The sequence below is a fragment of the Williamsia phyllosphaerae genome (genome assembly GCF_014635305.1).
In the GTDB taxonomy this organism is placed as follows: domain Bacteria; phylum Actinomycetota; class Actinomycetes; order Mycobacteriales; family Mycobacteriaceae; genus Williamsia_A; species Williamsia_A phyllosphaerae.
Window position 1 is genome coordinate 883,792 of the sequence record NZ_BMCS01000002.1, and the last position, 12,822, is coordinate 896,613.

General features: G+C 67.3%; 9 protein-coding genes. 4 read left to right on the top strand and 5 right to left on the bottom strand.

Annotation, left to right across the window (positions count from 1 at the left end):
* Positions 1-242 precede the first annotated feature (242 nt).
* On the bottom strand, positions 243-1,364 hold the full coding sequence (locus tag IEV93_RS18060; protein WP_188491399.1) for a GGDEF domain-containing protein: 1,122 nt from the start codon (positions 1,362-1,364) through the stop codon (positions 243-245).
* Between the two features lie 206 nt (positions 1,365-1,570).
* Here IEV93_RS18060 and IEV93_RS18065 point away from each other — a divergent pair, with 206 nt between their 5' ends.
* Positions 1,571-2,941 (top strand): FAD-binding oxidoreductase, encoded by a 1,371-nt coding sequence (locus IEV93_RS18065; protein WP_188491401.1) that lies wholly within the window; start codon positions 1,571-1,573, stop codon positions 2,939-2,941.
* A gap of 30 nt (positions 2,942-2,971) precedes the next feature.
* Here the strand turns inward: IEV93_RS18065 and IEV93_RS18070 are convergent, their stop codons facing one another.
* Together IEV93_RS18070 and IEV93_RS18075 are read right to left on the bottom strand one after the other, a co-directional pair.
* Complete coding sequence (locus tag IEV93_RS18070) at positions 2,972-4,318, bottom strand: outer membrane protein assembly factor BamB family protein (RefSeq protein WP_229705287.1); 1,347 nt, start codon at positions 4,316-4,318, stop codon at positions 2,972-2,974.
* A gap of 41 nt (positions 4,319-4,359) precedes the next feature.
* On the bottom strand, positions 4,360-5,727 hold the full coding sequence (locus IEV93_RS18075; RefSeq protein ID WP_188491403.1) for a hypothetical protein: 1,368 nt from the start codon (positions 5,725-5,727) through the stop codon (positions 4,360-4,362).
* Between the two features lie 111 nt (positions 5,728-5,838).
* Between IEV93_RS18075 and IEV93_RS18080 the strand changes: the two genes are divergently transcribed.
* On the top strand, positions 5,839-7,251 hold the full coding sequence (locus tag IEV93_RS18080; protein ID WP_188491405.1) for a 3' terminal RNA ribose 2'-O-methyltransferase Hen1: 1,413 nt from the start codon (positions 5,839-5,841) through the stop codon (positions 7,249-7,251).
* Positions 7,248-9,743 (top strand): polynucleotide kinase-phosphatase, encoded by a 2,496-nt coding sequence (locus IEV93_RS18085; RefSeq protein ID WP_188491408.1) that lies wholly within the window; start codon positions 7,248-7,250, stop codon positions 9,741-9,743. Before IEV93_RS18080 ends, IEV93_RS18085 begins: the two co-directional genes overlap by 4 nt.
* 2 nt (positions 9,744-9,745) lie before the next feature.
* Here IEV93_RS18085 and IEV93_RS18090 read toward each other — a convergent pair whose 3' ends face one another.
* On the bottom strand, positions 9,746-10,822 hold the full coding sequence (locus IEV93_RS18090; RefSeq protein WP_229705289.1) for a spore photoproduct lyase family protein: 1,077 nt from the start codon (positions 10,820-10,822) through the stop codon (positions 9,746-9,748).
* Positions 10,823-10,924: 102 nt separating this feature from the next.
* Entirely contained in the window at positions 10,925-11,752 is an 828-nt protein-coding gene (locus IEV93_RS18095) for an SDR family NAD(P)-dependent oxidoreductase (RefSeq protein WP_188491412.1), read from the bottom strand.
* A 96-nt stretch (positions 11,753-11,848) separates the two neighbouring features.
* Here IEV93_RS18095 and IEV93_RS18100 point away from each other — a divergent pair, with 96 nt between their 5' ends.
* Entirely contained in the window at positions 11,849-12,760 is a 912-nt protein-coding gene (locus IEV93_RS18100) for a LysR family transcriptional regulator (protein ID WP_188491415.1), read from the top strand.
* Positions 12,761-12,822 lie beyond the last annotated feature (62 nt).

Sequence of the window (12,822 nt, forward strand, 5' to 3'; positions counted from 1 at the left end):
CACCCGCCGGCCGCGGCCTCATCGCGATCAGCCATCGAACGGCCATCAACACGCCATCACCTCACGCAGCTCGGTTCTCGGACACAAACCAATCGTCGAGGACGGGCGGTGACGTCGACAGGGACGGACCGACACGATCGAACGGTCGATGGTGTGCACATGCACACTGGCGCGCACCGGGATGGGATCCGGCTCCGTGCGCGGGGCGTTCCTACAGACCACCAGCCGCCGGCCGCAGTGGCCTAGACCGAATCGCCGATGATCGTGTCGTCGCCCTGCGTAGCGGTGACCGCGTCTCCCCCGCTGCGTTTCGTCGCGTACAGGACGCCGTCCGCACGCGCGAGCATCGTGCGAACGGCGTCGTCGGACGGCGGCCAGCATTCGAGGACAGTGGTACAGACGCCGATGCTGAGGGTCGGCGACGCGTCACCCGATCGTTCCGCCACCGCGGCTCGAACATCGTGGGCCAGTGCGATCGCGGTGTCGGAGTCGACGTGGGCGATCACCACGAACTCATCCCCACCGAATCGCGCCAGTGCGTCCGCATGACCACCGCAGACGGTCGACAGAATCCGGGCGACGTCGACGAGCAGTCGATCGCCCTGGTGGTGGCCGTGAGAATCGTTGAGCGGTTTGAACTTGTCGATGTCGGCCATCAACAGACTGACCGGGACACCCGACGGGTGCCGCACGACCGAATGCGTGACCGCGGCGTGGAAACCGCGACGGTTCAGCAAGCCCGTCAACGGATCGGTGAACGAGTTGCGGGCATCGTTGCGCAGGAACGTCAGCGCGACCTGACCGCCCACCAGTCCCGCGGTGCACACCGAGAGCTGTACGACCATCAACACCAGAGCCGTCGCGACGTCGGTGTCGGTGGCGGCCAGGACGTAGCCGCCGGTCCCGGCGACCACGGCCAGGACCCACAGGTTGTGGGCGATCAGCACCCGCGGGCTGTGCAAAAACATGAGGTACAACCCTGGCAGCACGTACAGCGACAGCAGGGCCAGCGCGACGGTGCCGTTGGGCGCCGCGGCCGCGAGCGGCAACCCGGCCAGTTCGCCGATGGCCACGAAGCCGAGCGACACCCGCTCGCTGGGCCATGGGAAGGCAGCCCACCACCACAGCGAGATCAACCCGAACGAGACCACCGCGGTCCCGGCGCAGGCGGTGGCCAGAACCCCCTGGTCGCCGCTGATCAGCAGGGTTGCCCCGACCGCGGCCAACATCGCGTAGCCCACCGACACGAGCATCCGATCGAGCCGTAGCCAGGCGTGGGACTCGGCGAACGCGTGGACCCACTCGTACTCGAACGGCTGCTCCAGCCACCATCGCAGGAGTGCTCGCGGCGTTTTGTCGCGCATCGGCGCCGCACCCGGTCCATGGGGAAGCGGAGGCGGCAACAACGGCATAGCGGGGCCCTCACCGGTGTCCACGGGTCGAACCCCGTGAAGGATGACTGATCCGTCCCAGCGTATGGCACAACTCGGGCGGCCCGACGCCTGCACGGTCCTCGAGGACGGCGGGCACATCTGACCGCCGCCGGCGCTGCGTGGATAGTGTCGATGTCATGTCGCTGCTCGACTTGCTGAGGACGTCCCTACCCGCTGATCGCGTCGTGCTCGATCCGGACATCGTGGCGACGTATCACCACGACGAAGCGGAGTGGGCACCGTACGGCGCGCCACTCGTGGTGGTCCGACCGCGAACGGCGGACGAGGTCCAGACGGTGGTCCGTGCCTGCCTCGCCCACGAGACGCCCGTGGTCACCCGCGGCGCCGGCACCGGCTTGTCCGGCGGCGCCAACGCCACCGCCGGGTGCGTCGTGATCGCGCTCGACGGCATGAACGCCATCGTGGAGATCGATCAGCTCGAACGCTATGCCGTGGTCCAGCCGGGCGTCATCAACGACGACCTCCGTGCGGCGTGCGCCGAGCACGGTCTCTGGTACCCGCCGGATCCGGCGAGCTCCCCCTGGTCGACGATCGGCGGCAATGTCGCCACGAACGCCGGTGGTCTGTGCTGCGTCAAGTACGGGGTGACCCGCGACTACGTGCTCGGGATGCAGGTGGTCACCGGTACCGGCGATCTCGTCCGTCTAGGACACAAGACCGCCAAGGGGGTGGCCGGCTACGACCTCGCCGGGCTGATGGTCGGCTCCGAGGGCACGCTGGGCATCATCACCGAGATCACCGTGAAACTGCGACCGCTCCAGGATCCACAGCGCACCGTGGCCGGCTACTTCGATTCCATCGTCGACGCCGGCCGCGCCGTGAGTGCGGTCGCGGCAGCAGGGTTGACTCCGTCGGCGCTCGAACTGATCGATCGGCAGTGCCTCGTCGCCGTCGATGCCTGGAAGAACATGGGCCTGTCGGTCGACGCGAATGTCGTGCTGCTGGGCCGCGTCGACACACCGGGTCTGATCGGCGACCAGGAGGCGGAGAAGATGCATGCCTGCTTCTCCGAAGCCGGTGCTACGTGGGCCGCCGTCTCCACCGACGCCGAGGAGGCCGACGCCCTGTTCGCTGCTCGCCGACTCGCCTATCCGGCGATGGAACGTCTCGGTCCGGTCCTCACCGAGGACGTCTGTGTCCCCAAGAAGCATGTGCCCGAGATGCTCTCGCGGATCGAGCAGATCGGAATCGAGTTCGGGACCACCATCGCCAACATCGCGCACGCCGGCGACGGCAACCTGCACCCGCTGCTCATCACCCCACGCGACGACGACGAGGCCAGGAGGCGGGCTCAGGCGGCGTTCGCGACGATCATCGACGCGGCACTCGAACTCGGTGGCACGGTGACCGGCGAACACGGTGTCGGACTGTTGAAGAAGGACGGCCTGGTGCAGGAACTCGACCCCGTGGTCCTGAACATGCACCGCGCCGTGAAAGCCGCGCTTGATCCACAGGGGATCCTCAACCCGGGCAAGGTTTTCAGCTGAGCCGACACCTCGGCTCGGCGATCCGTCCGGTCACGGGGGTGCCAGACCGATCATCCTGCGGTCCGAGGAGAAGATCCACCCGTCGCCGTAGGCCTCGGCCGCACCACCGGACGAGAACGTATCGGGGTCGGGGTCGAGGGCCGAGAACGGTGCGGTCCATCTCGTGCGGCCGCTTCGGATGTCGAACGCGGTCAGAGCACTCCCGTCGTTGCCCAGGACAACGGTGCCCGCGGAGGCGAGGGGTTGGAAGTGCTCGGTCTTGTCGTTGCGCCACCTGCGTTTTCCGGTTCTCAGGTCGATGCCCGTCTCGCTCATATCGCTGTCGCGCAGGTAGACGGTGTCGGCGGCGATCGCCGTCACCGCGCCGATGTCCTGCCCGGCGACAAGATCTTTGCCGGCCCACAGACGCTTGCCGGTGGAACGGTCATAAGCAGCATCGCCCAGGAGAATCGGCGCGTCCGCATCGTCCTCGTCGTTCTGGTTGCTGACCCGCTGCACGGCCGTGCTCCTCGTACTGGCGAGTATTTTTCCGTCCGGCCCGCGCAGGACCTGCTCCGAGACCTTTCCACCGGTGCTCCCATCAGTGTTCGACTGCACCAGAACACCACCGGGCGCGAGACGCGCATCCTGCACGCGGTAGTCGCTGGTGCGCCACAGTTCGGCGCCCGACCCCGCGGCGAACTGCGCCATCTCCGAACCCGTCCGTATCAGGCCGACGCCATCGATGACGGTGAGGACGTTGTCGGTCTCGTAGATGCCTTCGTAGTCGCCGCCGATGTCAAAACCGTGCGTCCAGTTCGACGACACGTCGGAATACGAACCCGAATGCACTCGCACATCGTTTTCGTCGAGACTTCCCTCTGCGACGTAAAGGGTTTCCGACGTGGTCGTCAGGCCGAACACGTTCTCGGCTATCGGACGGCGAGCCGTCAGGCCGGAGTCGATCTCGTAGGTGACGATCGTACTGCCGGTGCCACCGCCGATCGCGTAGCAGTAAAGCTTTCCGCCGAGCGGTGTCGGGCTGCATTCTTCGATGTCGGCTGCGGGCGCTTTCCAACGCACGCTTCCGTTCGCGGGGTCGATCCCGAGCATGACGGCATCGCCGAGAACGTATTGATCGGTGGGGCTTCCCGCGATCGTCATGAGTGTGTCGCCGGCGAGCAGGAGCCCAGGGTTGCCCGACCGGTAGGACGCTCCCCCGCGTGGGTCAGAGAATTCGCCGAACGAGCGGCCGAGATACGTCGCGGCATCGAGTGACCAGGCGACGCCGGGTGCGTCGGTGTGCGTACCGGCACCCGCTCTGACCGAACTCGATGTCGGCGATGAGCGGTCCATCACCACGACCACCGCCGCGGTGACTGTCAGAACCGCGGCCACCGCAGCAACTATGAGGGCCCAGGTGCTCTTCTCTTGCACTCTCACAGTTCCAATCCCGGAGTGAGCGCGATCTTCTCGAGTGCCGTCGGCGGCAGTGCGGGCGCAAACGACGAGCGAGAGACCACTGCAACCTGATTGCCGCTCGGCCTTGTCACGGTGACGGTCGTGGACATCTCCGACTGTGCGGCTCCCGGATCGTCGATGGGCGCGGTCGAGTAGAAGCTGCGCGACGTCGAGATGACTGTGCCGTCACCGAGTCGTCGAAGCGAGGTCCGCTCCCCTGAGGTCGGATCGGGTCGCTCTTGGGCGGGCGGCGATTGGCCGCCTGCAATCGAGATGTCGAGTCGTGGCAACGAACCCGCCGCCGGGACCGTGGTGCACAGGCCGTTGTTCGTCGAACCGCTGATCTGCAGCGGAGGCGGCCGGCGGTCGCCGAAATCGATGGTGGCGAGGACGCGGTCCAGTCTCGCGGCTTGCTCGCGAGTCACTTCTGGTCCGTCTGCGCCTCCGTAGTACGCAAGGCATTCGTCGCGTGGTGCGGGCGTTCCGGCCGGTACGGCAGTACTGACGCGAAGCCCGGGATCGCCGACCATACGGACCAGATCGTCGATGGCGAGCGGTATCTTGCCGCTGTTCTGCTTCTTGTTGTCACCGTAGGCGTCGTCGGCGATGGCCTGAATCCATGACCCGTCACCCGCGTAGGCGTAGGCCGAACGTCTGTTGGTGCGGACGCCGTTGATCTCCTGCCAGGTGTCATGCACGTCGACCACGGTGGCGTCGGACAGCACGCGACGCGCGTCGAGCTGTCCCGCCACGCAGGGCGGCACCTTCGCGGAGGTTTTCTGCACCACCACCTGCAGGCTCCCCCGGGCGTCACCGTTTGTCACCGACCCGTAGGCGTTCGTCGACCCCATCGGGTCGGGGTCACCGAGGTCAGTGATGGGCTGGAAGACCAAAGACTGCGACGCAGTCGCGAACTGAAGCTCGGCCCCCGCCGGCAGGAGTTGCCTCAGCGCATCCGACATCGCCGTCGCCTTGGGTCCGGTGAACCACGGGAACCGGGGGTTGTCGTACGAGGGCTCGCCGGTGGTGAAGCTCGACGTGATCTTGCCGTCCCCGGTGTCGGGCACCTCGACCGTGTCGCACCCGGGGATCGGCGCCTTGGGGTCGAACGGTTCGTCGACCACCTTGTTCTCGGTGGGGGCGGCAGCACTGGACGGCACATCGCTGGATGACGGCGGGGCGGTCGTCAGTTCCGGCTCCGGTCCGGGTAGCAGCAGGCCGACGATCACCACCGCCACGGCGATCACCGACACTGCGATGAGTCCGTACGTCCACACGCGTTTCGTGCGGGAGGGCGTGGGTTCGTCCGCCGGTTCGTCACGCTCGAGATCGGTCACGGACGCCATGTCGTACATCTGATCAGGAACGTTACTTACCGGGAGTATTTTCCCGGTTCTGGCAATTCGCACGGCGAAAAACCCCAGGATTCCGGAGGCGGGGTACTGCACACTGGCCGAATGCTGTTGACCATCTCCGCCGAGCGATCGCCGAGCCTGCCGGCACCGGCCGATCTCGGATACCTGCTGCACAAGCACCCGGATCGGGTTCAACCGTTCCCCGTCTACGGCGGGACCGCCCACGTGTTCTACCCGGAGGTGAGCGCCGAACGGTGCACGGCGGCCCTGGTGCTCGAGGTCGACCCCGTGGCCCTGGTCCGCGGTCGGTCGGGGTCACGGGACGGGTTCGCACTCGGCCAGTACGTCAACGACCGCCCCTACGTCGCGTCGTCGCTGCTGTCGGTGGCGATGGGCAAGGTCTTCCGCTCAGCGCTGAGCGGGCGCTGCCCGGGGCATGAGGCCCTGGTGGGGTCCGATCTTCAGCTCACCGTCTCCGTTCCCGCAGTACCCGGAGACCCCGAGCTGCTGCAGCGACTGTTCTCTCCCGTCGGCTGGGACGTCCACGCCACCGCCATCGAGTTGGACGCGACCCGACCGGAATGGGGTGCGGCACCGATGGTGTCGTTGACCCTCAACGGGTCCCACCGTCTGTCGACAGCGTTGAGTCATCTCTACGTGCTGCTCCCGGTGCTCGACGATGCGAAGCACTACTGGGTCGGTGACGACGAGGTCGACAAGCTGGTCCGAGCAGGTGGGGCCTGGCTGGCAACACATCCCGCCCGGGATCTGATCACCCACCGTTACCTGGCCCACCAGCGCGGCCTGAAAGACGCTGCGATGGCACGTCTGATCGACCTCGACGACCGGCCCGTGGAAGACTCGCTGGAGGACGAGGACACCGCACCGTCCCGGCCTCTGGTCCGCATCCGCCATGACGCGGTGATGGACGTCGTGCGCGCGTTGCAGCCCGGGTCGGTCGCCGACCTCGGGTGCGGGTCCGGTGCGCTCCTGGTGTCGGTCCTCGAGATGCAGGGCGTCACAAGGGTCATCGGAACCGACGTGTCGGACACATCGCTGCGCAGAGCGGGTAAGCGTCTGCACGTCGAGCAGATGACGGAGCGTCAGTCCGAGAGGCTGTCGTTGCTGCTGTCGTCGCTGCAGTACGAGGACGACCGGCTGACCGGGATCGACGTCGCCATCCTCATGGAGGTCATCGAGCACGTCGACCCGGCTCGCGTGCCGGCGGTGACCGCGAACGTGTTCGGAGCCATGCGACCGGGTCACGTCGTGCTCACCACACCGAACGTCGAGCACAACGTGCGTTATCCGCAATTGTTCGACGGCGGTCTACGACACGCTGACCACCGATTCGAATGGACCCGTGACGAGTTCGCCCGGTGGGCCCGCCGGGTCGGCGACACCCACGGCTACGACGTCCGCCTGGTCCCGGTGGGCGATGACGATGACGACATCGGACCGCCGACGCAGATGGCGGTCTTCAGTCTGCGCAGCGGGTTCAGAGGTGAACGATGACCGACCTCGCGATCCCAGAACTGTCCCTGGTGCTGCTCATCGGGACCAGCGGATCAGGCAAGTCGACCTTCGCCGCCACTCATTTCGCGGCCTCGGAGGTCGTGTCCAGCGACGGCTGCCGAGCCATGGTGTCCGACGACCCGAACGACCAGGGCGCCACCAAGGATGCCTTCGATCTACTGGAGTACATCGCGGCCAAACGCCTGGCCCGCGGACTGCTGACGGTGGTCGACGCGACCAACGTCCAGGCGTCGGCGCGCCGTTCGTTGCTGGCCGTGGCCAAGGACCACGACGTGTTGCCCGTCGCCATCGTCCTGGACCTGCCGACCGACGTTTCTCGAACCCGCAACGCATCTCGACCGGATCGAGATTTCGGGTCGCATGTCATCAAGCGTCAGCACGAGCAGCTGCGCAAGTCGATGCGCGGTCTCAAGCGGGAGGGCTTCCGGACCATCCACGTCCTCGACTCGGTCGAGGCGGTGAGCGGAGCCTCGATCACGCGGACGCGACTGTTCAACGACCGACGCGACGACCACGGGCCGTTCGACGTGATCGGGGACGTCCACGGCTGCCTCACGGAGTTGGAGGACCTCCTCGGCCGGCTCGGCTACGTGATCGGCCGTGATGACCGCGGTCAGGCCATCGACGCCTCGCACCCGAACGAACGGCGGGTGATGTTCGTCGGCGACCTCGTCGACCGCGGCCCCGACACCGTGGGCGTGCTGCGTCTCGCGATGGGCATGGTCGAGAACGACCACGCGCTCTGCGTCTCCGGTAACCACGAGGCGAAACTCGCACGTGCACTGGGTCGCAGGGACGTCACACCGAGCCACGGGCTGCGGGAGACCCTCGACCAACTGGCGGACCAGCCGGACTCCTTCGTGGCCCGGGTCCGGGAATTCTGCGACGGCCTGGTCGCCCACTACCTGCTCGACGACGGCAAACTGGTCGTCGCGCACGCCGGCCTGAAGGAGAAGTACCACGGGCGCGCCTCCGGTCGGGTTCGGGCGTTCGCGCTCTACGGCGACACCAGTGGCGCGACAGACGAGTTCGGACTTCCCGTCCGCTATCCGTGGGCCGACGACTACCGGGGTTCGGCGACCGTGCTCTACGGGCACACGCCGATTCCGGAACCGGAGTGGGTGAACAACACGCTCTGTCTGGACACCGGGTGCGTGTTCGGTGGGAGTCTGACGGCGCTGCGCTACCCGGAACGCGAGCTCGTGTCGGTACCCGCCACCGCTACCCACTACGCGCCGGTCCGACCCCCGGCGCCGCCCGAACGTGATCCGGAGATGCTGAAGCTCTCCGACGTTATCGGCCCGCGTGTCATCGAGACCGAGCACATGGGTCGCATCTCCCTGCGCGAGGAGAACGCGGCGGGCGCCCTGGAGGTGATGAGCAGGTTCGCCGTCGCGCCGGGCGATCTGACCTATCTACCACCGACCATGTCCCCGGTCGACAGCTCGTCACGCGCCGATCTGCTCGAGCACCCGGACGAGGCGTTCGATCACTATGCCAAGCGGGGCGTCGAACGCGTCATCTGCGAGGAGAAGCACATGGGATCACGCGCCATCGTGCGTGTCCGGGCCGACGGGTCGGGCGTGATCCACTCACGTACCGGCCGGGCGTTCTTCTCCGATGGGATGCAGAGTACCGTCCTGGCCCGGGTCGCCGATGCCGTTGCCGCCGCCGGTATCTGGGCGGAGCTGCAGACCACCTCGCTCATGCTCGACACCGAGATCCTGCCGTGGACGGCGAAGGCGGAGGCCATGGTCCGCAGCCAGTACGCGCGGGTCGGGGCCGCTGCGACCACCGCTCTGCCCGCGGTGGTGGATGTGCTCGAGACGGCCGCACGCCGTGGCGCCGACGTCGGCGATCTGCTGGCGCGGACCCGATCGCGGCGCGCCAACGCCGAACTGTTCGTCGACTCCTATCGTCGCTACGTCCGCCCCATCGACACCGATCTCGGAGTGCAGATCGCGCCGTTCCAACTCCTCGCCGCCGACGGTGTCACGTTCGAGAACCGCGACCACGAGTGGCATCTCGCGGTCGCCGATCGGCTCGTCGACGCGGACCCGGAACTGTTCCGGACCACGCGCCGCTGCATCGTCGAGACGGCAGACGAGACATCGCGCATGGCCGGCGCCGACTGGTGGATCGCACTGACCGGCGACGGCGGCGAGGGCATGGTCGTCAAGCCGCTGGCCAACCTGGTGCGCGGACCCAAGGGGCTCAACCAACCCGGCCTGAAGGTTCGTGGACGTGAGTACCTGCGCATCATCTACGGCGCCGACTACACCGATCAAGAGTCACTGACCCGTCTCAAGCAGCGCAATCTGGGCCAGAAGCGATCGATGGCGCTGCGCGAGTACGCATTGGGGCTCGAGTCGCTGCGGAGGTCGGTGTCCGGGGAACCCGTCTGGCGAATCCATCAGTGTGTCTTCGGGATCCTCGCGATGGAATCGGAGCCGGTCGACCCCCGGCTGTGAAGTCAGGTCCAGTAGAGCAACTGTGCCTGCGGCAGAAGGGATTCGAGCTCGTCGACGAACCAGGTCCGCATCTCCGACATCGTCTCGCGCGGGTAGACGTACTTCACCCCGCCGAACTTGTTGCGCTTGGCCGTACGGGAATCCTCGTCCATCTCCAGCTTCGTTCCCGGGTACCAGCTGAGCAGGACGTCCTTGCTGGACGGGGTGAAGCGGTGGGTGATGATCTCGGCGGTGAGGTCGAGGTCGGGGACATCACGCAGGGCCTCGGCGACATCGGCGAGCAGCCGACCGTACTGGTCGCGCCACCCCGGGATCGGCATGATCGGCGCGATGGTCAACCCCACTCGGTACCCGGCGACCGCCAGGCGCCGCAACGCCTCGACCCGGGCCGGCATGCGAGCGGTTCCGCCCTCGAAGCGGTTCGCGATGTCGTCGGCGTTGACCGACAGCCGCACCCGCGTGCGTCGGCCGTGATCGATGGTCAGGAGATCGGTGACGTCGTCGAACTTGGTTGTGAATCGCAGCGACACCTCGTCGCCGTAGGTACCCGCCCCCACCCGCGCGATGGCCTCCGACAGTGATCCGGTGACGTGTTCGATGCCCAGCGGGTCGGTGTAGCAGGACAGTTCGAAGGTGGTGCCCTCGTGGCCGCGCTCCGCGGTACCCGTGGTGATGGTGCCGCGGCCGGCGTGCGTTCCGATGCCGGCGAGGACGTCGTCGATGTTCGCGTAGACGCGGGTGATCGGCGGCCCCGAGAGCGACCCGGCGAGGTAGCAGTACTGGCAGTGCGCGGGGCAGCCCTTGGCCAGGTCGATACGCCAGTCCGCGCTCGGCGGGATCGGCTGCGGTTTCAGCGCACTCGCCGGGGCGACCACGACGGCAAGAGTCTTCTTCGCGAGCGCGTAGGTCTGCCGCTCGGTCTCGCCCCGCAACCCGGTCAGCCGATCCCCCGACAGCACCTCGATATCGGACACCCCGGCCGCTTCGCACCGTCGGATGATCTCCTCGGTGTGCGGGAGTTCAGATGCCGACCGCGTGATCAGGACCCGCGACGGGGTCCAGACACGGGTAGGGGCCACCGGCAATTCGTCCACATGTGTACAACGGCGCACGGCCGACGATGCTTCCCGGACCCCCTCTCCGATCGAGCGGTGGCGCCCGTTGTCACCGCCAGACGCCCGTCATGACCCCCCGGCTCCGACGGGAGTGCCGAACGCACGTCGGGACACCGGCTGCCAGGCACGCCAGGTGTCCAGCCGTTCCCGGTAGAGCGCCTCGATCTCGTCGAACACCCGACCGAGGATCAGTCGGGCCGGGGGCTCCGCGGCATCGACGAGGTCGAGAATCGCGGCTGTGGTGGCGTCGGGGTCTCCGACCACGAAGTCGTTCTCGAGCTGCGCCCGCACCGGCTCATAGGCGTCCGACACGGCGCTCTGGCGCGAGCCACGTGAGAGCCAATCAGTGGCGTACGGCCCCGGCTCGACACACGTCACCCGGATCCCGAACGGCTCCACCTCCTGGTGCAGCGACTCCGAGATCCCCTCGAACGCCCACTTCGACGCGTGGTAGGCGCCGATGCCGGGAAACGCCCGAACCCCACCCTCGCTCGAGATCTGCAGGAGCCGGCCACCCCCCTGGGCGCGCAGGACCGGGAGCACCGCCTGGGTGACCCACACGGCGCCGAAGAAGTTGGTCTCCATCTGCGCGCGTAGTTCTGCCTCGGTCAGTTCCTCCACCATCCCGAAGTGGCCGTATCCGGCGTTGTTGACCACCACGTCGATCCTCCCGAATCGTTCGCGGGCGTCGGCCACCGCGCGAAAGACGGCGTCGCGATCTGTGACATCCAGCCGAAGCGGGTGGACGGCGTCGGGATACTTCTCGACGAGATCATCGAGGGACGAGAGGGTGCGCGCAGTCGCCACGACCCGGTCCCCTCTGTCCAACGCGCCCTCCGCCCAGAGTCGGCCGAAGCCGGTCGATGTTCCGGTGATGAACCAAACCTTGCTCATGTGTGTCTCCTTTCGCAGTCCACTGTCCCGACACCCCGCACCTGCCACAAGCGAATGTCTGGCACAGCAGCCATTCCAGTCCGGCATCATGGCGGCATGGATCTCGACGTTCACCCGCAACTGTTCCGCGCTCTGCGCGCCGTGCTCGACAGCGGATCGTTCACCGCGGCGTCGGAGTATCTCGGTTACACCCAGTCCGCCCTGTCGAAACAGATCGCCGCTCTCGAGGCCGCCGCGGGCACGCAACTGTTCGAGCGCGGCCCTCGTGGAGTGCGTCCGACGCCCGCTGCTCGGGCACTTGGACGTCGTGCGACTGCCGTGCTCGATCAACTCGACGGGGCGAGACGCGACCTCGCCGACCTCACGAACCCGATCTCGGGTCGCGTCAGGATCGACGCATTTCCCACTGCCGCAATGGATCTGATACCACATGCGATCGCGGACGTGGCGTCAAAACATCCCTCACTCGAAATCCTGTTCACCGAATCGTCGACCCCACTGCAGCTCCGAAGGTTGCGCGCCGGGCGCCTCGACCTCGCCCTCATCGCGGGCGGAGAGGGATTGCCGGACTGGGATCTCGCCGGCATCGAGACCGAGCCACTCCCGTCCGGAGAGCTACGGGTGGCCGTCAGCCGAGATCACCCCCTGGCCCACCACGACCGCGTCACGGCTGCCGATCTCGGCGACCAGCGATGGATAGCGGGCCGAGGGCGCGGCGGCGAACCGCAGTTCGGGGCATGGCCATCGCTCACGGACCCTCGGATCGTGGTCGAGCTCGAGAGTTGGTCCGCACGAATCGGTTTTGTTGCCGCAGGGATGGGCATCACCACCATTCCCGCGCTGGCGACGGCCATCGTGCCGGACACCGTCGTCACCGTCGCCGTGGACGACCCTCACGCACTGGGGCGATCAATGCTGCTTGCGCGCATGGTCGGGCCGCTGGACGTCGCCACCGCCTCGGTGCGGGACGCGCTGGTGCGGCAGGCCCGGCGCATCGCTGCTCACTGAGCGCCTGTTCGCGGAACCACACCAATTCCGGCAGGACTTTAGTAGACGACTGGTCTACTAGC